Source organism: Klebsiella sp. Q2 (assembly GCF_009900705.1).
Taxonomy (GTDB): Bacteria; Pseudomonadota; Gammaproteobacteria; order Enterobacterales; family Enterobacteriaceae; genus Klebsiella; species Klebsiella quasipneumoniae.
Genome location: NZ_JAAABE010000001.1, coordinates 224,411 through 248,477, shown reverse-complemented (window position 1 = coordinate 248,477; position 24,067 = coordinate 224,411). Strand labels below are relative to the sequence as shown.

The window sequence follows — 24,067 nt, the reverse complement described above, 5'->3', positions numbered from 1 at the left end:
ATCCTGAAAGAGACAGCGCACCACAGATAACAAAAACAACAAGCATAATTCTTTTCATAATAACTCCTGAACTAAAGAGCCTTAATTCCAAAACATAAAAGTGAATATTTTATGGAGAATCAGTAATTCCTTTTTCTCCTTCACGTTAAATAGGAATAATCCATGGCAAAACCGGACTGGGGCGAGCTTCAGCAACGGTTCCTGTCCGATCATGCCGCAACCGGCGTATCACCGAAGGATTGGTGTGAAGCGCAGGGACTGAATTACGCTACTGCCCGCCGATACATCAAGAAACCCACTGCGCAAACTGCGCAAAAACCTGCGCAGAAGAAACTGCGCACTGCGCAAAAGGAAAAGTGCGCAGAAGAGCTGGTGGATGATGATGGCCTCACCGATCAGCAACGTTTATTTGTCGCAGAATACCTGAAGGACCACAACGCCACGCAGGCCGCTATCCGTGCCGGGTACAGCAAGAAGACTGCTGAACAAATTGGCTATCAGCTGCTTCAGAAAACTTCAGTTGCGCAGGCCATTGCGCAGCAGCAGAAAGCATCCATTGTGCGCACGCTTGGCAGCGCTGATGAAGTGCTTGAGCAGATGTGGCGGCTGGCAACATTCGACGCCAACCAACTTTCTCAGTATCGCCGCGGGAGCTGCCGCTACTGCTGGGGCTTCGGTCACCAGTATCAATGGCGCGATGCGGTGGAGTACGAAGAGAAGCGGCTTGAAGCGCTTGAGCGTAAACGTCGAGAGCCTTTGGATGATGGCGGCTACGGTTACAACCACACCAGCGCACCTAACCCGGAATGTCCTCGCTGCAATGGTGATGGCGTCGGCCAGCCATTCTTCGCCGATACGCGCAAGCTGGCGCCTGATGCTGCGCTTGCCTATTCCGGCGTTAAGCTCGGGAAGAATGGCGTGGAGATAACCGCTATCAGCCGCGAGCGAATGTACGAGGCGGTGATGAAACGTCTCGGCCTGGCTGACAGTGAGTTCACCCAGCGTCTACAGCAGATTGAAATCGAGCGCCGGCAGCTGGAGATCGACAAGCTCCGTAAAGAGCTGGCCGCTGACCCGGAAGATGACGAACCAACGCCAGTTGCGATCAATATCAACGTAGTCGATGCGCGAGTGAGGGAAGAGGATGGCGATAGCTCCGACGCTTAACGTTCCCCAGGCTCGTTTTCTGGCTATGCAGCAGAAGTTCAAAGCCTATGTAGCTGGTTTTGGATCCGGAAAGACATGGGTTGGCTGCGGTGGAATATGCAAAGGGTTTTGGGAGTTCCCCAAAATAAACCAGGGCTACTTTGCCCCGACCTATCCTCAGATCCGCGATATCTTCTACCCCACGGTGGAAGAAGTTGCTCACGACTGGGGACTGAAAGTCAAAATCGTTGAAAGCAACAAAGAGGTCCATTTCTACAGTGGGCGCCAGTACCGCGGCACGACAATTTGTCGGTCGATGGAAAAGCCCGACACGATAGTAGGCTTTAAAATCGGCAATGCGCTGGTGGATGAACTCGACGTTCTGAAAGCGGATAAGGCGCGTCAGGCGTGGCGAAAAATAATCGCGCGTATGCGTTATAAGGTTGATGGTCTGCGTAATGGCATTGACGTGACCACCACACCTGAAGGATTTAAGTTCGTCTATAACCAGTTTGTTAAGGCTGTGAGGGAAAAGCCTGAACTGAGGTCGATGTATGGTCTGGTACAGGCTTCGACATTCGACAACGAAAAGAACCTGCCGGATGACTATATTCCTTCGCTCCTGGCGAGTTACCCGCCGGAATTGATCAAGGCATATCTGAATGGCCAGTTTACTAACCTGACCAGCGGCACCATTTATCATCAGTTCGACAGGGTGCTGAATAATTCCAGTGAGGAAGAGCAGCCAGGTGAAGCGCTGTATATCGGGATGGATTTCAACGTCGGGAAGATGGCAGGGATCGTCCATGTATTGCGGCTCGGCTTACCGCACGCGGTAACCGAGATTATCAACGCTTACGATACGCCCGACATGATACGCATCATCAAGGAGCGTTTCTGGCTGTATGCCGACGGAGACTACCGCAAGGTCCGCGAGATTTATATTTATCCGGATGCCTCTGGTGATTCCAGGAAGTCAAACAACGCCAGCAAAACAGATATTGAGCAGCTCCGGCAGGCCGGATTTAACGTCATCGTTGATGATGCTAACCCGCCGGTAAAGGACCGCATCAACTCCATGAACGCCATGTTCTGTAATGGTAATGGTGATCGTCGGTACAAGGTGAATGTGGCCCGTTGCCCGGTCTATGCCGACTGCCTGGAACAACAGGTGTGGGATAAAAACGGCGAGCCGGATAAAAAGAGCGATAACGATCACCCCAACGATGGCGCCGGTTACTTCATTGTGAAGCAATTCCCAATCGTTCGACCTGCATTCTCTATTTCACTGGACACGACATTCTGATGGCCAATAACGATATTACTTATGTTCGCCCTGAGGTCAGGGCGGCGATGCCCGTGTGGAAAAAAATTCGTGACGTGTGCAAAGGGGCTGATGCTGTAAAGGCCGCCGGGAATGAATACCTCCCTTTTCTGGATCCGTCCGATAAGTCTGCACGCAATAAAAAGCGCAATGCTGATTACATTCAGCGCGCCGTTTTCTACGCGATAACGGGCAATACAAAAGTGGGTCTACTGGGGCTGGCATTCAGAAAAGACCCGACCATGACCGCGCCGGATAAACTGAATTATCTTCGTGACAACGCCGATGGTGCTGGTGCCAGCATTTATCAGCAGTCCCAGCAGGTTACAGAAAATATTCTGGAGGCCGCGCGCGAGGGGCTTTATACGGATTATGCAGCTGAGACCGACGAGGCGATCATCCTTCGTTATCAGGCGGAAAGCATCATTAACTGGCGCACCAAACGCATCAATGGACGTGATCAACTGGTGCTGGTGGTTTTACGCGAATGCATGGAAAAGGAAGATGGTTTTGCGTACGAGGATGAAATCCAGTATCGCGAACTGGCTCTGGAGAACGGAAAGTTTGTCTGCCGGGTATGGCGAAAGTCAGCTGACGCAGGCTCTTTTTCCGTCACTTCCGAGTATCATCCTAAGCCAAAAGGTGAGGATTTCTGGGATGAGATCCCCTTTACCTTCGTTGGTGCGCAGAATAATGATCCCACCATCGACGAGTCGCCTTTAGCCGCCCTCGTTGAAATTAACCTTGGCCATTATCGTAATTCGGCAGATTACGAAGACAGCGTATTTTTCTGCGGTCAGGTTCAGCCGGTGATTTCCGGTCTTGATACCGCCTGGCGTGACTGGCTGCAGGATAAGGGAATTCGTGTCGGTTCTCGTTCTCCATTCCTGCTGCCGAAGGAGGGGAGTTTTACCTATGCTCAGGCGCAACCAAACACCCTGGCTAAAGAGGCGATGGACAGTAAGCGTGATTATTCTGTTCAGCTTGGCGCCCGGCTTATCGAGCAGAACGGCGCGGTTAAAACCGCCACGCAATCCAGCGGCGAGCAAACCGCATCCACATCGGTGCTCGGCATTTGCGTTTCCAATGTCTCGGAGGCCTATACGCTGGCGCTAGGCTGGTGCGCCAGATATCTCGGCATAAAAGGCGAGGAATACCGTTACAGCATCAATCAGGAGTTTATCGCCAAAGTCGCAGAATCCGGCATGGTAACGGCAATCGTCAATGCCTGGCAGTACGGTGCGATTCGCGACACGGATATGGTCAGAGCTCTGCAGAGGCTTGACCTGATAGATCCCGCTGATGACCCTGAAACTGTCATTGACGCTATTCGTAACGGCGCGCCTAACCTGATTGGTGGCAATAATGGCAACGGCGAATGACAAACTGCAGGATGAATCCATAGCCCACGCTATATGGGTTAGTCGCTACAGCACCGGCGTTGCCAACAGGATGATAAAAGTTCTGAATGACAGCGACGCCGAACTTACCGCCAGGCTGCTGGTGGCTATCGATACGCTGGATCCCGAGAGCTTTACCGTTTCGCGTCTGGAAGCGTTACTGGTCAGTGTCAGGGCCATAAACAAGGATGCCATACAGTCCATGTATGCAGCCCTCTCTACCGAGCTGCAGGAGCTGGCGAAGCATGAGGCCAGTTTTCAGATGAGCCTCTTCCAGTTTGCCATTCCCGACGATGTTCTGGCTCTTCATCCACTGGTTGGCATCTCCCCGGATGCAGTTTATGCCGCGGCGATGGCGCGTCCATTTCAGGGGCGGTTGCTAAGCGAATGGGCCAGCAACCTCGAAGCTGATCGTATGGCGCGCATATCCAATACGGTGCGGCAGGGTTTTCTCCTGGGCGATACGCATGAGCAGATCGCAAAAAAGGTTCGCGGACATGCTAACCGCGGCTACCAGGATGGTGCGCTTCAGATGAGCCGGGCCAATGCGGCCAGCATAGCGAAAACGGCAGTAGGGCATCTTGCATCAACAGCAAGACAAAGCTTTGCGTCGGCGAACGACGACATTCTGAAGGGTAAGCAGTGGTTATCTACTTTGGATAACCGGACATCAAAGGATTGTCGGATCCGCGACCGACTCAAGTACACGCTGGATAACAAACCGATAGGGCACAAGGTGCCTTATTTGCAGGGACCGGGGAAAATCCACTTTTGCTGTCGTAGCACCGAAACATACATACTGAAATCGTCCGAGGAATTGGGTATCAAAGTCGGCGAAATCAAGGACAGCTCGCGCGCCAGTATGGATGGACAGGTTCCGGCTGATACGACTTACCAGGACTGGTTCTCCCGGCAGTCGTTCACGCGACAAGCTGAGATTGTCGGAGAAACGCGCGCCAGGCTGATTCGTGATGGCGGCATGTCTCCCGATGAGCTCTACAACGACAGGGGCGAGTGGCTGACGCTTGACCAATTGCGCAACCTTGACGCGCAGGCGTTTAAGGATGCCAGAGTGTGATAGAGTAAATTCGTGGTGAATGCAGGATGCTGACCTGCGCGCCAAAGCGTCCCGTGAGAAACGGGCACGCCGGAAACCAGACTCACTTCGGTGAGTCCCCGCCGTTCTGAAGTATCAGAATGCCGTGGCAGCACCGGCCACCACACCTAATTGTATTGTCAGTGGCTAGGGTCGCTCCCGAAAAGCGGAATCGTCACCACCTACAACCAATAACCCGACAAGCAACGAGACGAGGTTGTTATGGATTCACAAAAACAAAGAGACCTTATTGCAAGCCTGTATGAAGAGCTGGTAATCGCAAGAGGGCTCATTAAAGAGATTTGCACAGTGCGAAGCATTGCAGAGCCAAAGTCTTCTTTGCAGAGAATGGATAAAGCCATTAAAGATGCAAAAGAATACATGCTAGAAAATAGCTAAATGAAGAGGTCGCCTTAGCGCGGCTTTTTTATTATCTGAAATTTACAACAGGCTGCCTAAGGGCGGCCTTTTTTATTGGGCCAGGCCCACAGTTACTATCCCAAGGGGACAACATGCTTATTCGTAACATGCTCATTAAATATTATTCGGCAGCTGGCAGCGAAGGTGGTGAAGGTGGCGGTTCCGGCGGCGGAGCGCCTGAGATTACGCCGGAAATCCAGAAGTTGATCGATGAGCAAGTCAGCGCTCAGGTTTCTGGCCTGAAAAATAAAAATAGCGAGCTGCTCGGTAAGCTCAAAGAGTCCACTGAGTCGCTTAAGCGTTTTGAAGGTATCGATCCTGACGCGGTGAAAACCATTCTCCAGCGCTTTTCTGATGATGAAGAGGCGCAACTGATCGCCGCCGGGAAAATTGACGAGGTACTGGATAAACGCACTGAGCGGCTACGTGCTGATGTTGATAAGCAAATCAAAGCCGCTAATGAACGCGCTGAAAAGGCGGAAGCGTTCTCCAACAAATTCCGTGATCGTGTCCTGGGTGATGCTATCCGCAGTGCAGCGCTTAAGGCAGGCGCGCTGCCAGAAGCATCCGACGATCTGATTCTTCGTGCTAAAGGCACATTCCAGCTCAACGACGAAGGCGAGGCCGTAGCAGTTGATGCAAATGGCGATGTTCTGTTCGGTAAAGACGGCAAAACTCCGCTCACCCCGGTTGAGTGGGCTGAATCTCTGAAAGAGACGGCCCCGCACCTGTTCCCTCGCGCCGAAGGCTCCGGGGCTGGTGGTCATAAACCCGGTGGCGGTGGCGGTAGTCTGAAACGTTCAGAAATGAGCTCAAGCGACAAAGCGGACTACATCCGCAAACATGGCCAGCAGGCCTATCTCAAATTGCCTAAGTAAGGACTAATCAATGCCTACGACCGTAAACAGTGACCTGATTATCTATGACGACCTCGCGCAGACTGCGTTTCTTGAGCGTCGCCAGGATAATCTGGAAGTCTTCAACGCCGCTTCAAACGGCGCAATCATTCTCGACAACGAACTGATCGAGGGTGATTTTCGCAAGCGCACCTTCTATAAAGTCGGTGGTTCTATCGAATCGCGCAACGTTAACTCCACCGACCCGGTAACGGGTAAAAAAATCGGTGCCGGTGAATCTGTCAGCGTTAAGGCGCCGTGGAAATACGGCCCGTATGAAACTACTGAGGAGGCGTTTAAACGTCGGGGTCGCGACGTTAGCGAATTCTCCGAGGTGATCGGCGTCGACGTCGCTGATGCGACGCTTGAAGGGTATATCAAGTATGCCCTACAGGGTCTTGTTGCAGCCATTGGCGCAAATGCTGACATGACGGTATCCGCGGATATTGCCACTGATGGTAAGAAAACGCTGACCCGTGGCCTGCGTAAATACGGCGATAAATTTAACCGTGTTGCGCTGTTCGTTATGCATTCCACGACCTATTTCGACATTGTTGATCAGGCTATCGACAACAAAATTTACGAAGAAGCTGGCGTGGTGGTTTATGGCGGACAGCCAGGCACGTTGGGTAAACCGGTGCTGGTAACTGACACCATGCCAGTTGATGCGATTCTGGGGCTGGTGGCCGGCGCGGTATCCGTAACGGAATCACAGGCTCCGGGCTTCCGTTCCTACGATATCAACGACCAGGAAAACCTTGCCATTGGCTATCGCGCAGAGGGTACGGTTAACGTTGAACTGCTGGGTTACAGCTGGGATGAGACGAAGGGCGCTAACCCTGACCTGACCAAAATCGGCACCGGCGCGAACTGGAAGAAACATTTCACCAGTAACAAATCCACTGCAGGCGTACTGATTAAGCTGGAAGCCCCTGCGGGGGAGTAACCCTGTCAGTGGATAAAACTTCCGCAACTGCTGACAGTACCGACGCGGTGACCGTTTCGCTCAAGTACACCAGAAATGGTGCAGGAGTCTCCGGGGCATCTGTGGCGTGGACGTCTACAGGCGGCACGCTAAGTGCTTCGACGTCACAGACAGGGTCTGCTGGTGGCTCGACGGTGAAACTCACCTCTGCTACGGCCGGCTCCTTCACGGTGACGGCTACCGTTGACGGTGTGGTGAAAACAACTGAAGCGATTGCGTTCACTGCTCCTGCGGGTGGTTAACCGACGGGGCGAAAGCCCCGTTTCTTTTGGTGAGGATCCGATGACCGTTTATATAACAATCCAGGACGTTGACGAGTTGCTGGGGGATACCTGGGCTGCCGCCGACAAAAAGGGTAAAGCCGTGCTCCAGGCAAACACCTGGATGACGGCGCTTAACCTTCAGGATATCGACCCGGAGCATATTCCTGAAGAAGTTAAGCAAGCCGGAGCGTTTATCGCTTCCGTAGCCGCTGCAGGCAATCTGTATCAGCAAAAAACAGATTCCGGCGTGGTGACGAGCAAAAGCGTTGAGGCCGACGATGTGAAGGTTTCCCGCACTTTTGCCGAGCTTTCAACCACCAGCACTGAATTACTCGATCCTGATTTGCAGCTGGCGCTGGATATGCTCAAACCGTGGATGATTAACCCTTTCCAGACGTTCTTTGTGAGGGCGTGATATGTCCGATTTGAAGGTGGTCCCATTTCAAAAGCCCAGCCATCACAACCTCGATAACGACCAGGTTATTCGCCTGCTGAAACAGGCTCTGGAGAGAGCCGAAAACGGCGGCTGCCACAGTGTCGCAGTGATACTGCTTGATGATGAGAGTAACGCGATTGATTGCTGGCATAACGGTGGACGCCCCTATGTGATGGTTGGCGCTATGGAGTCGCTTAAAACCGACTTTATCCATGCTCATATTGAGCGGCGGTAAGGGGGTAACATGCAAAATCCATATGTGCATTACGCCGGCGACGGGCTCGGTCCCCGCGATGTGTTTGTGAATGGAAACCCGATCAGACATGTCGTTTACGCAAACCAGGCAAAGGGTGTTGTAGAGTTTGCTCCGCTCCCGCTGCGGGTTAAGCGCAATGGCGAAATTTATACCCGCAAACTCCACGGTACAGTGATCGTTAAACCTCAGCAGCGTATTGGTGGGTGCAATGGGCATTCGTGACGAACTGCAAACCGAAGTCGCCGCGGCATTCGATACCGATCTGCAGGATGCCGTTAAGGATTTCACTGGGTCATACACCGTTCGGGGTGCCTGGGACCCGGTGACGGAAACCGGCACTGAAACGCAGGTGACTTACTCGGGGCGTGGAGTGCTGGCGCGCTATAAGCTGCGCCGTATCGATGGCGTTAACATTCTGCATGGTGATGTGAAGCTAACCGCACTGGTTAACGAGGTAACTGATAAGCCGGCCGTCGGGCATATCATCACCGCACCGGATCCGGTTACGGGTGAACTTCAGCGCTACGAGGTCATCACCGCTTCTGCCGACTCTGCTGGCGCTGCGTACTCCATTCAACTGCGGAGGGCGTGATATGGCTAAGGGCTGGAACATTGACCCAGCGGCATTCGCCGGGCTGGTGGCAGAAGATGTCAAACTACGCCAGCGGACAATCGCCATTCAGCTGCTGAATGAAATCGTTCAGCGGTCGCCGGTAGGAAACCCGGAGCTGTGGGCCATTAACGCGACCGCGGTTCAGTACAACAAAGCTGTTGGGGAATGGAACGAATCTCTTTATGCCGATCCTGCCAACCTGACAAAGACAGGCCGTCTCAGAAAGAAAGTCCGTGTTAATGACAGCATGGATATCAGGCGGCCGGCTGAGTATCGCGCAGGAACCTTCAGGGCATCGCATTTCGTCAGCATCGGCGAACCTAATCATTCCGTCCCGACCGAACCGGATCCGCGCGGGACAATGACGTTTCTTAATGGCAAAAATATCATTGACCAGGCGCCAGCCTACTCGGTGATTTACATCCAGTCGAACCTGCCTTACTCCGTGCCTCTGGAGAATGGCCACTCAACACAGGCGCCGACAGGCGTCTATGCCGTCTCGTTTAATGGTGTTATTCAGGCCTACAAATGACCCTTACAGAAATCAGAAACGCTGTCATTTCCCGAATGGCGGCACAGACCGCTATTGCCTCTGATGCGGTGGATTATCCCAATGGCCCGGTATTTGACCCCAGTAACCGCGATATCTGGGCCCGACTAACCAACATTGCTGGGCAGGCTGGCGCAACCGAGATCGGGGACGGGCCGGTAGTCCACAGGACGGGCTTACTCATCATTCAGCTTTTTGTTCCGGTCGGTTCCGGGACGTTGCTTATCTCCCGAACGGCCGATCAGCTAACGGAGCTATTCGAGTTTAAGGATGACGGAAAGCTGAGTTATTTCGCTGTTTCTGCTGTGCCGGCGGGTGAGACCGATGGCTGGTTACAGCTCAATCTTCAAATTCCTTATCGCGCTCTGTAGCGCACAAAAAACAGGAGGCTCCTGTGAGCTCAGGTGCAAAAGTAGTAGCCGCGTTTATTCGCGAGACAACGCCAGGAATCACGCCTACAGCAGGGGCGTGGAACCTGCTGCGTCGTTCTTCATTTGGTCTGAAACCAACGCAGAACACCAACGACAATGACGAAATCGCTGGTGACCGCATGGCGCAAGGTGTTTCACGCGGCACAGTGGATGTCGGCGGCGATGTCGGCACGCGGTTTCGCTGGAACCAGCATGATGATTTTCTTGCCAGCTGCTTCGGTTCCGAATGGCTAAATAACGTGCTAACGATGGGTAATGGTCGCATTACGTTCTCCGTGGCGACTTTTGCCAGTGATGTGGGGATCGCCCAGATTGCCCGCGGTTGCCAGGTTGGCACCTTCCAGATGGAAATCCCGGCCGATGGTGATATCACTGCAACCATTACGTTTGCAGGGCTGGACTGGGAGACGAAGGGGGACGATACCAGCTATTTCACCACGCCGGTTGATTTGGCGGGGGCCCTGCGTTACTCCTTCAAAGAGGTCACGAACATCCAGCTGAATGGTGTTGATGGCGGGACAGGCTTCTGCGTCGACACCTTTAACATTCAGTTCAACAACAATATGCAGACTCAGCGCTGCATCGGTACCGGCTCGGCGTTCGCCGGCGCAAACATTCCGACAACCTTTACCCCGTCAGGTCAAATCACGCTGTCATGGTCAAAGGCTGCCTGGGAGGTTTACAAAAAAACGTTCACCGGCGAAACGGTGCCGTTTAGCTTCACGCTGGAGAATGCTGAAGGCGCCTATACCTTCGATTTCCCGGAAGTGCAGATCTCCGGCGACTGGCCGGATGCGGGGAGCACTGACATTGTTCAGGTTCAGCTGGATATCACCGCGGCCAATACGCCGCCGACGATTACGCGCGTGCCTAAAGTGCCGGCGACGGCAATCAGTGTTGCGCCAGCCACTTCAACTGGGGCCGTGGGATCCACGGTGACGTTAACCGTCATGCTTACGCCAGCTGATTCAACTGATACCGTCCAGTGGACGTCATCGGATCCGACTATCGCCAGCGTGGTTTCTACCGGGCAGAAAACAGCAACAGTCACCAGAAATGCTGCTGGTACTGCAATCATCACTGGTAAGGCCCGCACCTATACCGCAACGTCTGAAATCACCGTTACCGCGCCTTAATTTACCTGGCCCGTTCTGCAGTCATCGCGGATCGGGCTTTTTTGGGAGTCTTTATGCTGATTATTTCTTCTCAAATTGATTTGAACGGAGAACGCTGGTTTTTCCCTTACAAAAAGCCAGCAGGAAGTAAAAAGAAATTCACGCCGGAAGACGAGGCGCTATTTAAACTCCGTCTGCTGGTGGCCAGTAGCGAGAATCCACAATACCGCTCACGCAATGCGCTGGTGCGGCGCCATATCGACAAAATGGACGCGAGCTACCAGGTCGGTACGGATGCTTTCGATCTCGCCAGTGTGGGCGAGATTGACTCGGTTGATGATCTTCTCATCGACAATTGCGCGCGCTTTCTTCTGAAAGACTGGGAAGGCGTGGGGGAGTTGGTGGATGGTACGGAGACGGCGGTAGCGTATACACCGGAGCGTGGTGTTGCGTTACTGAAGCAAAACCCCTCTCTGTACTGGCTTATTCTGGCTGAGGCGGCGAATATTGCTCAGGGTAAGGAGCAGCAGACTCAGGAAACCGTAAAAAAGCCATAGAGGCCCAAAAATGGCTAAAGGAATTCGCCGGCGAGCAGGGCGAGAAAGCAAAGTGGCGCAGGGAGAAACTAAATCTCCCGCCCATTCCGGAGCCTGAAATCGATGCAGTCACTGGGGAGATCCTCAACGCTTACGCCATGATATCGCGCGGCAGGAAGTATGCCGGCATGGCCGGAGTGCCGCTCCCTCTATCCCTGAACGATATCGAGCTTTACCTGGCATCGCGCACCATCCTGATCGACCGCATTGAATTTGATGCAGCGATACTGGCCCTTGATGATGCCTGGAGAGATGAGTGGGCAGAGGCACAGAAACGTGCAGCAGATAAGAAAGGAAGCAACTGACCTACCATTAATGGTGGTCCATGCTCCTGAAAGTCGATGATAGGATGTTTCCGATTGCAATCAAAGGAAACATATAATGAAAAAAGTCATCGCTTTGGCGCTTGGAGCGCTGTTACTTTCTGGTTGTACAGTACGTGTTGCAGATTTGACTGTGGCGAGTACTAAAAATTACAACCTCAATGGGGGTAAGTTCTATAAAGGGAAACGTGTAACAGCAGAAGATAGCTATCCGGTTATCATCTTCCCTCTTGGCATCCCGAACGTTAAAACAGCCGCTGATCGAGCGATTGAAAAAGATCGCTGTGCAGTTGGTCTGTCTGACGTAGTTGTCACTCAACTTAACCACTCCTTCCTGTTCGGTAAGATTGGTCTGCGTGTTGAGGGTAATCTTGTGATTGACCGCAGCCTGCCGGGTTGTGAGAACGCAAGCTGAATGATAAAGCCACCATCGGGTGGCTTTTTAATTTATGGGGTAGACAAGTGAAGATTATTGGATACTTGGCGATTGTAATAGGGGTGATCTTTGCTGTATCGGCGCTGTTTATGGATGTGACAGTAGCGACAAGCGGTGGCTATAGGGTTAACAATCTTGGATTAATGTCATCGCGCCAAAATTACATGATATTTGGAGGTTTCGTAGCCATCGCAGGTATCATTATTGCTCTGGTGGGAGATAAGCTAAAAGCGTCCGGAACTTCAGTCAAATGCCCTTACTGCGCAGAATTAATAAATTCCGAAGCGGTGAAGTGCAAGCATTGTGGGAGTGATGTAACTCCTTCGAAGATAATAGCTAACACTGACAATACTGGAGCTAGTGATAGGCTGGCTGATGTCAATGTAAAGTTAATCGCTGGAATTGCAATTACTGTCTTTGCGGTGATTATCGTAGCAATAATGTTTTACCGCCAATGAAGTAAAGACCCGACAGTTTCAAAAAGTTCCAACCTCGCTTTGGCGGGGTTTTTTATTGCCCGGAGAAAAGCACGTGACAGAACAAACCTCCCGCCTGGCCATTATTATTGACAGCTCTGGGGCAGAAAAGCAGGCTGACAATCTCGCAACTGCACTTGTAAAAATGTCGCAGGCAGGTGAACGTGCTGCCACCAGTGCAGGGAAAGTGACAAAGGCCACTGATGAAGAAAAACAGTCCCTTTCTGAACTTTTAGATCGTATCGACCCGGTAAACGCCGCGCTGAACAAACTGGATAAACAGCAGCAGGATCTTGCGAAATTCAAATCCAAGGGGATGGTAGATACCGATACATTCGATCTTTATTCAAAGAAAATCGAGGAAACACGAAACAGGCTAACAGGATTTCGCGACGACCTTGGTAAAACCGGCCAATCCGCCGCCCAGAATGCCTATGCCATGCGCATGATCCCGGCGCAGATGACCGACATTATTGTCGGCTTATCTACAGGTCAGTCACCGTTTATGGTGCTTATGCAGCAGGGCGGGCAGTTAAAAGATATGTTTGGTGGTATTGGTCCGGCAATTAAGGGTGTGGGCACCTATGTTATGGGGTTGGTTAACCCTTTAACTCTTGCAGCTGCGGCGGTCGGATTTCTTGGTCTGGCCTATTACAAAGGCACTCAGGAGCAGGACGAATTTTATAAGTCTCTCGTTCTCACTGGTAATCTGGTAGGCAAAACTTCCGGTCAACTGGCAGATATGGCGGCCCGTGTATCGGTCGCAGCTAACTCCACAACCGGTGCAGCAGCTTCAACGCTGAATCAGTTGGTGTTATCCGGTAAAGTAGCTGGCGACTCATTGGAGCGCGTGACAACCGCCATTGTTAAGACCAGCGAGGCGACGGGCATTGCTACCGATAAGCTGGTTGGTGATTTCAACGACATTACTGCTGACCCGGTTGCGGCCATTACCAAACTTAACGACCAGTACCACTTTCTGACACTGGCAACCTACAACCAGATTAAAGCGCTACAGGATGAAGGTAATCAGCAGGATGCTGCACGGGTGGCTACTGATGCTTACGCCAATGCCATGCAGCAGCGTGCGAATGATATTCATCAGAATCTTGGTCTTCTTGAAAGTGCATGGGACTCGCTGGGTAAAACGGCCAAAGGCGCCTGGGATGCGATGCTCAATATTGGGCGTGAACAAACACTAACGGATAAACTTGCCACCTTAAACGAAAATATTGCTGAAGCCCAAAAAGGGCAAAAAGATGGTGGGTTCTGGAACAGTTTTAGCGCGAGGTTTACCAACCTCCCGGAGATGATAAAACAGAGAGATTTGCTCGAATCAGTTGCCAATCTTCAGGGGGATGTAACCAAAGGACAGGCGAAGGCTAAGGAAGCCGAACAGCAAAGAATTAAAACGCAGCAGGAAGCAGATCGCGTTAACCAGCAATATCTGAGCAATGCGGATAAGCGCAATAAAGCTATTAAGCAGCAAAGCGAATTCCTGAAGGCTGGTGCAATTACTGCAGAGCAATATGCAAAAAATGTTTCTCGCATTAACGAGATGTACAAAGATCCGAAACCACCCAAGACGCCAAAGGGTAAAGCATATACCGAGGACGCAGCAACCAGGTTGCTTGATCAAATAAACCAGCAGACAGCTGCCTTGCAGTCACAACTGGATGCCAGTGACAAGCTTAACAGCGCAACCCAGGCACGTGTTAAGTTCGAACAGCAAATTACTGACCTCAAGTCTAAAACGCAGCTCACCGCTGACCAGAAATCGATCCTTTCCCGTTCAGATGAAATCCTCCAGGCGTATAAGCAGCAGGAGGCACTGCAAAACTCCGTAAAAACCCTGGATGATTACCGGAAAATGCAGGAACAGGTAAAGACGAAGGATGAGCGGACCAACGATCTGCTTAAAACCCGTCTTGAACTGCTGGAGAAAGCCAAAGCAACCGGGCAACTAAAACCCGGTGAATATGAAAAAACACGGGCAGATATTTATCAAAACACCGATATGCAACTGCCCGCGACGGTTCGTAATGTTGTAGGAAACCTGACACCCACAGGAGGGCGACTCTCTGGAACTTTTGAGGGGATGCAGGGGCAAATCAACGAATATGACCAGGCTCAGCAAGAGCTCCAGCGCTGGCTGGCAGCTCAGGAGGAAGCTTATGCGAAGGCCGGTGAAATAACTGCCGAGGGTGAGGCCAGAATGACCTCTATTCGTCAACGTGCGGCGGATGCAAATCAGGTCATAGAGGCTCAGAAAAACACCATCATATCTGCGGCCACGCAGTCCTTGTTTGACAGTACCGCCGACATCATGCGAACGGGGTTTGGTGAGCAATCGGCAATCTACAAGGTCGCTTTTGCTGCGAGCAAGGCATTCGCTATCGCGGACTCGATGGTGAAAATCCAGCAGGCTATAGCAAGCGGTGCAGTAAGCGCGCCTTATCCGGCCAACATCATCGCTATGGCCTCAATCGCTGCGCAGACCGCCAGTATCGTCTCAAATATTCAGGCTGTTTCAGGCGTTGGCTTCGCCTCCGGCGGTTACACCGGCCCCGGTGGTAAGTATCAGCCAGCGGGTATTGTTCACAAAGGAGAGTACGTCTTCGACCAGGCATCAACGAACCGGATCGGCGTGTCTCAGCTTGAGGCACTTCGAAATGGCCAACCGCTTGATGCAACTCTGGGGCGTACAGGGTTTGGTACTGGTGTTCAGAACGTTAACAGCGATAACAGCAGCAAGACCACCATCCATGCTCCCATTGAGCAACATTTCCATACGCCGCCCGGTGTGACACCTGATCAGATGGCTCTCTCCATGGCTCAAACGCAGAAGCAGGCGACAACGGAAGCCCTGGATCAGGTTGCTGCGCAATTGTTGAGAGGGGACGGGAAAGTTGGTAAGGCAATGCGCAGTAAATATTCAGGCAGAGGGTTAGAGTGATGACTGATATCTACTACCCGCATGACAGTCTTCCGATGCCATTACAGGAAGGATACGGATTCCAGCCTGTAAGCCCGTTAAAACGAACCCAGTTAACCACCGGCCGCGCGCGGCAAAGGCGAGCTTATACGTCCACACCGACGCAGGCCAGCATCACCTGGTTTATGGAAACCGATGCGCAGGGACTGGCGTTTGAGTCCTGGTTCCGTGATGCGTTATCTGACGGGGCTGCATGGTTCATGATGAAGCTGCAGACGCCGGCAGGCATTAAGTTTTACAAATGCCGCTTTACAGATATTTATCAGGGACCGGTACTGGTGGCCCCGATTTACTGGAAGTACACAGCGACGCTTGAATTATGGGAACGCCCCCTTGCTCCTGCCCCATGGGGTAATTACCCGGAATGGATCGTCGGCAGCTCATTGCTGGATATTGCGCTGAATAAGGAGTGGCCCAAGGCTTGATTAAAACCGTTTCACCTTCATAATCACTTGTGTCGATTTGTGGGAAAGTCCTTCATGCCGCTCCGTAGCCGGAGCGTGAAATAAAGCGCGGAATAGCGATCCTGCCGGTGAGGGTACACCCACATTCGACACCAATTTTTAAGGTCACCTTCGGGTGGCCTTTTTTATTGGGTAAAAATCATGACAATACTCAACCGCCTCTACGCCAGCAGCGGGCCGGAGGTGATCATTGAGACGCTGCAGATCACCATTGGTTCTGACGTCCATTATCTGTGCCAGGGTTACGAGAACATCACGGCAACGACGGAGAACGGCGATACCGTAACGTTTACCGCCTGTGCGATAGACATTGCGCTGCCGGCGCGCAATGCGGACGGTACGCAAGATTTGAAATTTGCCCTGTGCAATATCGATGGTGTTGTGTCCACGGCGATCCGCTATGCGCTGGCTAACCGTCTGTCTGCATTGCTGACGTACCGGCGTTATATCTCCACGGATTTAGCGGCCCCTGCGGAAGTGCCGTATACGCTGAAAATCAAGTCTGGTTACTGGACGGCGACAGAGGCGCAGATTACCGCGGGTTGTATGAATATCCTTGATACAGCCTGGCCACGTTACCGCTACACGCTACCTGTATTCCCCGGACTGCGTTATATCAGCTAAGGAATCCCAATGTTCAACCCTGATAAATACCGTTCAGTCACCTGGCTGAAGGGCGGGCGCGTATACCCGCAGCTCGACTGCTTCGGCATTGTGAACGAGATACGCCGCGACCTGAATTTACCCGTCTGGCCCGATTTTGCAGGGGTCACCAAAGACGACGGCGGCCTCGACCGGGAAGCGCGCCGGATGATGCTTACCCTTGAGCGCTGCGAACCCTGCGAAGGGGCCGGGGTGGCCTGTTATTCCGGGTCGACTGTCACCCACGTAGGGATCGTGGTCAGTATCGATGGTCTGCTGCATGTGGCGGAATGCAATCCGGGAACGAACGTCACCTTTCTGCCGTTGCCGCGGTATAAGCGGCGATTTGTCAAAGTGGAGTTCTGGCAATGACCATTCGTTTTTACCCGTCCCGGCTTCCCGGTGAACCACTCGAAACGCATGAGCATGGTGTAACCAGTATTCGCAGCTGGCTGGTGGCAAATGTTGAAGGCTACGAGGATCGGGATGTCCCACCGCTGACCGTTGAGGTTGAGGGGCTGTTAATTCCGCCAGGCGAGTGGGCTAGTTGTGTGATTCGCCCTGATAGTGATGTCAGGCTTTATCTGGTTCCCTTCGGGCTGGAGGCCGCCACAATCGCGTGGATCGGCGTCGGTATCTCCGTTGCCGCTGCAGCCTATTCGTACTTTATGATGAGCAACATCGATACGGGCGGCTATACCTCATCCACAGGGCGGAGTCTCGACCTGAACCCGGCAAAGGCGAATACCGCAAAACTCGGTGATGCCATTCGTGAGGTATTTGGCCGGGTGCGTATCTACCCTGATTATGTGGTGCAGCCGGTTACCCGGTTTGATGCCGCCGATCCTACGAAAATGCGCGTCCAGATGCTGCTGTGTCTCGGTGTCGGTGATCTGATTTATACCAATGGCGATATCAGGGTTGGCAGTACGCCAGCTTCAACGCTACCGGGATTCAACAGCACCCATTACCCGCCAGGCGCGGACGTTTCCGGTGATGAGCGCAGCGAAAACTGGGTCAACTCCACCGAAGTGGGCGGGACGTCATCCGGCACCGGGCTGGATATGGCCCAGACGTCGCCGGACGCAGACGACATTATCGCAGACAGCATGACCGTCTCCGGATCGAGCGTGACGTTTACGGGGCTGGATACGGATGATGATGACGATAATGACGAGAACGATAACGCACTGCCGCCCAGTTGGGTCGCTGGCGCCGTGGTCGAACTTAAAGCCCCGGCGAACTACCAGATCACCATGGCGGCCGGATACAGCGTTATCGCAAGCCCGCTGCTGACGGAGATCGCGCCGGTAGTAGGTATGCCGGTGACGCTGGGGTTTAACTCTGTCGATTACGATCTGTTTATCGCGTCATATATCCCCGGTCAGGCTGCAGTGCCCGGCACCGGGGGGAGTGCGGCAAAAGTCCAGGCCAGTGCGGCCCCGACCACCTACGATTTTTCGACCAGCTCCAGCACGTTCACGATCACCTGGCAGGGGGTTACCTACCCGGTGTCGTTGGTGGCTAACTACGTCTCGATGTCGGGCCTGCTGGCGGCAATCACCGAGGGACTCACTGGTTCCGGCCTGGTTGCGCAGGACAACGGCGGCACCGTACTAATAACCGAGGCGGCCAGTCCGTTCGCGGGTGGGGCGATCACGTCTTCTTCGCTGCCTGTGGCTGTTTTCGGTGATGCTCCGGTTTACACCTCCGGCACGGCATCAACCGGCGGCAGCCCGGCGGTAACGGCGAATGTGACGCTTGCCTATAACAGCGCCACGGGAACGGGCTTTTCCGGCATGCCGGAGGGGGTGCAACGGCTTTCACTTGCTCACCGCGGGAATGAGTACCGCATTGTCTCTATCGACGGCACGACGGCGACGGTGGCGCGCCTGGTTAATGGTGCCGTTGATGAGTCATGGCCGGGATTCACCGCCCGGACGATGATTGACTATGAGGCCACTGGTCTTAACGACACGCTGAGCTGGCTTGGGCCGTTCCTGGTTTGCCCTGAAAATGAGACCGTCGATATGTTCGAGGTGAATTTCTCCTTCCCGAACGGCATCTGTGGCTTTGACAGTAAGGGCAAAAAACGGATTCGCCACGTTGAGTGGGAGATTCAGTATCGCGTCTATGGTTCCGGATCGGGGTGGGTGAGTCACCAGGGAGAGTACGCGCTTAAAAACATCAACGGGTTAGGTTTCACTGAGCGGATCACCCTCAGTTCTCCGGGACTGGTAGAGGTTCGCTGCCGTCGGCGCAATGAGCAGGGCTCAAACAACGCCAGGGATTCGATGTACTGGCAGACACTGCGCGGGCGACTGCTGACGCGCCCTTCATCCTATCCCGGCGTGTCGCTGATGGCAGCGACCGTTGAGATGGGCGGGAAGCTGGCGGCGCAGTCAGATAAACGCGTAAACGTTGTGGCCACTCGGGCCTATGAAACCGGAACGGCCAGAACCATTTCGGGAGCGCTGCTGCATGTCGCGAACTCGCTGGGGCTGGAAATGGATGTCGACACCATCAACGCGCTGGAGTCCGCGTACTGGACGCCACGGGGCGAAAATTTCGATTTCGCCACGGGCGACAGTATCTCAGCGCTGGAAATGCTGCAGAAGATAGCCAATGCCGGGAAGTCCCGCTTCCTGTTGAGCGATGGCCTGGCGACGGTAAACAGGGAAGGGATTAAGCCCTGGACTGGCGTGATCACTCCGCATGAGATGGTGGAGGAGCTGCAGAGCGGATTTACCGTACCGTCCGACGATGATTTTGATGGTGTCGACGTGACGTACATCAACGGGACTACCTGGGCAGAGGAGACCGTTAAATGCCGGACGCCGGACAATCCCACGCCGGTGAAAATCGAGAACTACAAACTTGATGGGGTACTGACTCAGGACCACGCCTATCAGATCGGCATGCGTCGCCTGATGAAATACCTGCTGCAGCGGGTGACGTTCCAGACCACTACCGAGCTGGACGCGCTGTGCTACAACACGGGCGATCGCATTGTGCTCACGGATGATATTCCGGGTAACAACACGATTTCCTGTCTGGTGGAGGCGATGACAACGGCTGGTGGCGTGACAACGTTCACCGTTACGGAGCCGCTGGACTGGTCTTTCGAAAACCCCCGAGCGCTGATCCGCTATCAGGATGGCTCTGCATCCGGGCTGATGGTGGCGAGCAGGGTGGGTGATTTTCAGCTGTCAGTCCCGCACCTGAGCGAGTTTGATGACCCGATGAAGGTTGACCTGTCGTCGGCAACCATCGAGCCGATCCGCCTGGTGTTCTGCGGCTCAACGCGCCACGTCTACGATGCCATTGTAGAGGAGATCGCCCCCCAGTCTGACGGCACCTGTCAGGTCACCGCTAAAGAATACCTCGAATCGTTCTACCAGTACGACGACGCCACATACCCCGGCGACGCTGCTTAATACCAAAAAAATCCCTTTCAACTTTTCTTTCGCTCAAACCCTCGTTTGGGCGAACGCCTTTTTTTGGAGCAAAAAACATGGCCTTTGATCCGCCACTTGGGAGCACTTCGCCCGCGGTGCTGCTCGACAACGCCACTCGCCTGGACGAACTCGTTAACGGTCCGGCCGGCACGGTTAACGACCGTTCCGGGCAACCGCTGGACTCCTGGCGCCAGGTTCTGGCGATGGTCGCCGCAGCTATTAGCGACGCGCAAAATAGCATCACTGCAATTGGCCTGCCGTTCACCACCCTGGCCGAAGCTCAGGCTGCAGCAGATGATGGGAAGATCCCGGTCGGGGCTGTTACCTGGGTGCGCAGTACTGATGGAAGCTCACTGGCCGATGAGTATATGAATACAGGCGGCACATTACAGGCTACCGGCCGTAAGATGCTGTCGTATGATTCTCTAAAAAATCTGCTGCCTTTAAATGACAACACAATATTTCTGACATCTGATCCGGATGGCGGAGATTTCCCGTTTGCTGAAAACTATGATCGGCTAGGTCTTGACGCTAATAGAGATGTTATTTTTTACTGGAAGGGCCGAAACTTTACAACGCTTCTCAACTGGTCTTTTCCGTTTATAGCTACAAGGGAATTTAATCTTAACGGAATGGCGGTATCAGAGCGCAACATCCTTGATGAGGAAGATAAGGAAAATGTTGAGGTTCTGAGCCAGGCTCGTTTATTCAGAGTGATGGACTTTGAAAATTACCCCTTTGCTGAGTCTTATGATTACATCGCGAAGGATTCCGTGGAAAATATGATGTGGGCTCTTCGTGGTAATGTCTATTACAACTATATGAAGTGCGTCTATAGGGAAATTGACGTTGCGAAACTTTCCGTTAATGGTGTTTCGCTTGATGTTAATTCAATATTGCCTGCAGAAGACGCCCAAAACCTTACCAGACTTAGCCATGCATCTGCATTTTCGAATAGCTCTGACTTCCCATTTAACCCTACAGCATGGACAGTATTTGATAAGAACCGGGATGTCATTTTTCGGGTCGAAGATTACTGGAAAGCACTTGATGATATTAAATCGTTACAGAGTGAACTGGCACAGCTATCACCGAAGTCTAACCCGTTATTGCCATTCACAGATGTAGCGTCAGGTTATTCTCAGATTTTTGTGTATAACTCCGAGACTGGAAAACAGATACAGATCACGAATGGTGAGAGCAACGAGACAGCTCCCCGGCCCGACGGTGTCGACCGTATCGTCTGGCAGTCTGACCGCGCTGACCCGCCCCCCGGCGCACTGTTTTACGCACAACTGCCGGACATGACCCCGCATGCGTACATTGCACGAAAAAGAATCGTCGGCTGGGGGCACTCGTTCATCAACAACGGGGCGTACCTTAACAGACTGCACGCGCTGACCGGGCTACCAACGTACAATTTTGGTCTGAGCGGCCAGACAAGCGATGCGATTGCAGCCCGCCAGGGTGGGGAGCCGGCCTATTACGCCCCCGTGGGTGGATCAATACCGGCAAGTGGCGCGGTGACACTAACCCCTGCATTCCCCGGCCCATGCCGCTCGCTGGCTGCTCCGGTTGCTTTAAAGTGCAATCTTGCGGGAGTTGACGGGACTTTTACCTGGGATGGAACGAGCGCTGTATTTACCCGTGAAACAGCAGGAGATGCAGTACCTGTATCGGTGCAGGTGCCTTTATTTGTGTATCCAATAACAACCGTTAATGTAAGCGGAAGCATCACCTCAGGAACACAGTTTGATTTACACGACGAGTGTATAAATATTTTCTGGATTGGCCGCAATAATTTAAGTGAAACAGATTTAATTATGCAAAACCTACATTCTATGGTTGAGTATGTTAAACCTGTCGGTGAAAAAATCCTTATCATGGCAGATTTTAATTCATCCAGCGAGCCTACCGGTTCAACCGGTTTCAATAAAATGACTGAATTGAATCACCGTTATCAGGATAAGTATCCGGATTTTTATTGCGCTATTGGTAATGTAGATATTAGACAGAATTTTATTAACAACGCCAATCCCGCTTCTTCGGGAGACATGGAAGATGTTGCTGCGGGACTTACTCCGCGTTCTTTGCGGTACGATCCACTTCATCCGTCGCAACAGATTAATGGTAATGGTGGTTCATTGACACCAGAACTGGCACTGGATTACGGCGCAAATGTAAACGCAATTTTTACACGTGATGTTTTAAATAATAAAGGGTGGTTATAATGGGGTTAATTCAAATTTATACTGACGTAGAAGCTAACACTGGTGTAAAACATTACCCGGATCGTTCTATCAATACCGGTACAAAGGCTGTCTATGATGCCGGAGCTGGGGGGATATATGGCGGCGCAAAAGACGTCTCTGCCGGCGCTGAAATCTACAGCCTGACGTTCTCTGACTCATACGCGACGTTTTCAAAGTCGCATTTATACCAGAATGGTGGGATGCGTTTTGTTGGTGTAAATGGCGATACTTTTGATTTGCCAGAAGTAGCCGCACCTCAGCCAGGGGATAAGCACTGGCTTATTACTCAATGGCTGAAAATAGACAATTTTGGCGTGGGGACTGTGGGCGTCAATAATCAGACGTTCAGTTTTTCTACTTCTAATCTGAATTTAGCGACAGCGTCTATGCTTGGCATGGCCATTACAGCCGTTTCCGGGGCATCACCATCGGCTATCTCCCTGTATGTGCGAGGTCGACAATATGCACTCGCGTCTCAGCTGGCAACGCTGTTCAACGGGAGTCCGCACCAGCTTGCTGTGGAGTGTCAGGTCAGTGAAGACAATACTCAGCAGCGGATCTACGTTTACCTCGATCAGGTTCAGGTCTACGCCTCGGGTTGGCAATCTGTAGCGACAGCGGTGCCTACAGCACCAACGTATCGTTATGTTGGTACATCGACCTCATTCCCTGTGGCATGGGCGGGTAGCTTCTATCGGTACAGAAAAGACGACCTGACCGCGACGGACAAAACAACCGCAGAAATTCTGGCGACTGATAAAGATGTTGCGGGAACACGTTTCTCATGATCTGATACGTGAAATTATCAAAGGTTCTAGTTCGCAGAGTTTTAGCGGCTATCGAAGGTGATAGCCGCCATCCCTATCTAACTTCCTGAATACCCCTCGAGCATTGAGGATTTACCTGGCAATCTGCATTTCCTCTGCGGTTAGCGCCCTGTCCCATAATAAATAGTGAGGCATATCAAACTTTCCCGCCAAGCCGGTTGTCTCACTATCTGCCCTGAATCCAAGACCTTTAATTCGAGCAACGGCTGTGATATCAATATCACTCACGACCCCGCTTCCCTCGCTACGATATCCTGCCGTATAATTAGGTATTTCCCCGACGTATCCCGGAATTACCTGTAAGGGAAGCCCAATCATTAATTCTCACGCGAAAAGCTTCGGTAAGTGCACCTTCTATCAAGGTTGATCCTATGCTGTTATTTGAAAGCGTGCTGTTACCATCAAAATTGATAAACGACTCTACACCAACGACAAGGCTAAGGGGTTTCTGCGTGCCTGTCCCACGCCGACGGTCAAAAGTATAATCGCCAGAGACTGCATCATTACCATGTTACATTATGATTGATGACACACGATTACCGTCGCCCGGCGCATCAATGGCAGCACTGAAATTAAGCAATAACTCTTTCAATAAATCAGGCACAAATGGTGCGTCGCCCGGATCTGACATTGCAATATTATTAATTAAGAGAGTCATAAAATGTTC

General features: G+C 52.5%; 28 protein-coding genes. 26 read left to right on the top strand and 2 right to left on the bottom strand.

The features are described 5' to 3' along the window. Positions 1 to 162: 162 nt before the first annotated feature. From GT756_RS01265 to GT756_RS01145, 26 genes are all read left to right on the top strand, one after another. Entirely contained in the window at positions 163 to 1,167 is a 1,005-nt protein-coding gene (locus GT756_RS01265; RefSeq protein WP_016831936.1) for a terminase small subunit, read from the top strand. Continuing rightward, positions 1,145 to 2,452 (top strand): terminase family protein, encoded by a 1,308-nt coding sequence (locus GT756_RS01260; RefSeq protein WP_004190663.1) that lies wholly within the window; start codon positions 1,145 to 1,147, stop codon positions 2,450 to 2,452. The genes GT756_RS01265 and GT756_RS01260 overlap by 23 nt, the downstream gene beginning before the upstream one ends. Continuing rightward, entirely contained in the window at positions 2,452 to 3,852 is a 1,401-nt protein-coding gene (locus GT756_RS01255) for a DUF4055 domain-containing protein (protein WP_008807834.1), read from the top strand. The genes GT756_RS01260 and GT756_RS01255 overlap by 1 nt, the downstream gene beginning before the upstream one ends. Further along, positions 3,836 to 4,948, top strand: a complete 1,113-nt coding sequence (locus tag GT756_RS01250) for a phage minor head protein (protein ID WP_039110586.1) — start codon at positions 3,836 to 3,838, stop codon at positions 4,946 to 4,948. The genes GT756_RS01255 and GT756_RS01250 overlap by 17 nt, the downstream gene beginning before the upstream one ends. Before the next feature lie 240 nt (positions 4,949 to 5,188). Further along, a complete protein-coding gene (locus tag GT756_RS25710; protein ID WP_004227000.1) occupies positions 5,189 to 5,365 on the top strand; it encodes a hypothetical protein in 177 nt (58 codons plus the stop codon). A 113-nt stretch (positions 5,366 to 5,478) separates the two neighbouring features. Continuing rightward, positions 5,479 to 6,264 (top strand): hypothetical protein, encoded by a 786-nt coding sequence (locus GT756_RS01245; RefSeq protein WP_004217351.1) that lies wholly within the window; start codon positions 5,479 to 5,481, stop codon positions 6,262 to 6,264. Between the two features lie 10 nt (positions 6,265 to 6,274). Further along, positions 6,275 to 7,228, top strand: a complete 954-nt coding sequence (locus tag GT756_RS01240) for a major capsid protein (protein WP_004190653.1) — start codon at positions 6,275 to 6,277, stop codon at positions 7,226 to 7,228. 8 nt (positions 7,229 to 7,236) lie between these two features. Beyond that, the gene (locus tag GT756_RS26340; RefSeq protein ID WP_151391665.1) at positions 7,237 to 7,509 is read left to right on the top strand and encodes an Ig-like domain-containing protein; all 273 of its coding nucleotides are present in this window, start codon (positions 7,237 to 7,239) and stop codon (positions 7,507 to 7,509) included. A 40-nt stretch (positions 7,510 to 7,549) separates the two neighbouring features. After that, entirely contained in the window at positions 7,550 to 7,945 is a 396-nt protein-coding gene (locus GT756_RS01230) for a hypothetical protein (RefSeq protein WP_008807837.1), read from the top strand. 1 nt (position 7,946) lies between these two features. After that, positions 7,947 to 8,201 (top strand): hypothetical protein, encoded by a 255-nt coding sequence (locus GT756_RS01225; RefSeq protein WP_087803955.1) that lies wholly within the window; start codon positions 7,947 to 7,949, stop codon positions 8,199 to 8,201. Positions 8,202 to 8,210: 9 nt separating this feature from the next. Continuing rightward, positions 8,211 to 8,444 (top strand): hypothetical protein, encoded by a 234-nt coding sequence (locus GT756_RS01220; RefSeq protein ID WP_004190646.1) that lies wholly within the window; start codon positions 8,211 to 8,213, stop codon positions 8,442 to 8,444. Then, positions 8,431 to 8,814, top strand: coding sequence for a hypothetical protein (locus GT756_RS01215; RefSeq protein WP_004217344.1), 384 nt, complete (start codon positions 8,431 to 8,433; stop codon positions 8,812 to 8,814). Before GT756_RS01220 ends, GT756_RS01215 begins: the two co-directional genes overlap by 14 nt. Position 8,815: 1 nt before the next feature. Next, positions 8,816 to 9,367, top strand: a complete 552-nt coding sequence (locus GT756_RS01210) for a hypothetical protein (protein ID WP_008807839.1) — start codon at positions 8,816 to 8,818, stop codon at positions 9,365 to 9,367. Beyond that, positions 9,364 to 9,756 carry a phage tail terminator-like protein gene (locus GT756_RS01205; RefSeq protein WP_004190640.1) on the top strand — a complete coding sequence of 131 codons (393 nt, stop codon included), beginning with the start codon at positions 9,364 to 9,366 and terminating at the stop codon, positions 9,754 to 9,756. Before GT756_RS01210 ends, GT756_RS01205 begins: the two co-directional genes overlap by 4 nt. 23 nt (positions 9,757 to 9,779) lie before the next feature. Further along, entirely contained in the window at positions 9,780 to 10,952 is a 1,173-nt protein-coding gene (locus GT756_RS01200; RefSeq protein WP_160124514.1) for a phage tail tube protein, read from the top strand. A 53-nt stretch (positions 10,953 to 11,005) separates the two neighbouring features. Then, a complete protein-coding gene (locus tag GT756_RS01195; RefSeq protein WP_008807841.1) occupies positions 11,006 to 11,488 on the top strand; it encodes a hypothetical protein in 483 nt (160 codons plus the stop codon). 167 nt (positions 11,489 to 11,655) lie between these two features. Next, entirely contained in the window at positions 11,656 to 11,832 is a 177-nt protein-coding gene (locus tag GT756_RS01190; RefSeq protein ID WP_023287528.1) for a hypothetical protein, read from the top strand. 76 nt (positions 11,833 to 11,908) lie between these two features. Next, positions 11,909 to 12,265 carry a hypothetical protein gene (locus GT756_RS01185; RefSeq protein ID WP_004217333.1) on the top strand — a complete coding sequence of 119 codons (357 nt, stop codon included), beginning with the start codon at positions 11,909 to 11,911 and terminating at the stop codon, positions 12,263 to 12,265. A gap of 47 nt (positions 12,266 to 12,312) precedes the next feature. Next, the gene (locus tag GT756_RS01180; protein ID WP_016946673.1) at positions 12,313 to 12,744 is read left to right on the top strand and encodes a zinc ribbon domain-containing protein; all 432 of its coding nucleotides are present in this window, start codon (positions 12,313 to 12,315) and stop codon (positions 12,742 to 12,744) included. 73 nt (positions 12,745 to 12,817) lie between these two features. Continuing rightward, positions 12,818 to 15,718, top strand: coding sequence for a phage tail length tape measure family protein (locus GT756_RS01175; RefSeq protein WP_160124513.1), 2,901 nt, complete (start codon positions 12,818 to 12,820; stop codon positions 15,716 to 15,718). After that, positions 15,718 to 16,182 (top strand): hypothetical protein, encoded by a 465-nt coding sequence (locus GT756_RS01170; protein ID WP_004190622.1) that lies wholly within the window; start codon positions 15,718 to 15,720, stop codon positions 16,180 to 16,182. The genes GT756_RS01175 and GT756_RS01170 overlap by 1 nt, the downstream gene beginning before the upstream one ends. Positions 16,183 to 16,362: 180 nt before the next feature. Beyond that, positions 16,363 to 16,845, top strand: a complete 483-nt coding sequence (locus GT756_RS01165; RefSeq protein WP_102012822.1) for a DUF1833 family protein — start codon at positions 16,363 to 16,365, stop codon at positions 16,843 to 16,845. Between the two features lie 9 nt (positions 16,846 to 16,854). Further along, on the top strand, positions 16,855 to 17,235 hold the full coding sequence (locus tag GT756_RS01160; RefSeq protein ID WP_102012821.1) for a nitrite transporter: 381 nt from the start codon (positions 16,855 to 16,857) through the stop codon (positions 17,233 to 17,235). Continuing rightward, complete coding sequence (locus tag GT756_RS01155) at positions 17,232 to 20,300, top strand: host specificity factor TipJ family phage tail protein (protein WP_160124512.1); 3,069 nt, start codon at positions 17,232 to 17,234, stop codon at positions 20,298 to 20,300. Before GT756_RS01160 ends, GT756_RS01155 begins: the two co-directional genes overlap by 4 nt. 77 nt (positions 20,301 to 20,377) lie before the next feature. Beyond that, positions 20,378 to 22,552, top strand: a complete 2,175-nt coding sequence (locus GT756_RS01150) for a hypothetical protein (RefSeq protein ID WP_110230383.1) — start codon at positions 20,378 to 20,380, stop codon at positions 22,550 to 22,552. Beyond that, entirely contained in the window at positions 22,552 to 23,361 is an 810-nt protein-coding gene (locus GT756_RS01145; RefSeq protein ID WP_102012961.1) for a hypothetical protein, read from the top strand. Before GT756_RS01150 ends, GT756_RS01145 begins: the two co-directional genes overlap by 1 nt. Before the next feature lie 111 nt (positions 23,362 to 23,472). Here the strand turns inward: GT756_RS01145 and GT756_RS01140 are convergent, their stop codons facing one another. Next, complete coding sequence (locus GT756_RS01140; RefSeq protein WP_160124511.1) at positions 23,473 to 23,628, bottom strand: hypothetical protein; 156 nt, start codon at positions 23,626 to 23,628, stop codon at positions 23,473 to 23,475. Positions 23,629 to 23,911: 283 nt separating this feature from the next. Further along, positions 23,912 to 24,058 (bottom strand): hypothetical protein, encoded by a 147-nt coding sequence (locus tag GT756_RS01135; protein ID WP_160124510.1) that lies wholly within the window; start codon positions 24,056 to 24,058, stop codon positions 23,912 to 23,914. Between the last annotated feature and the right edge of the window lie 9 nt (positions 24,059 to 24,067).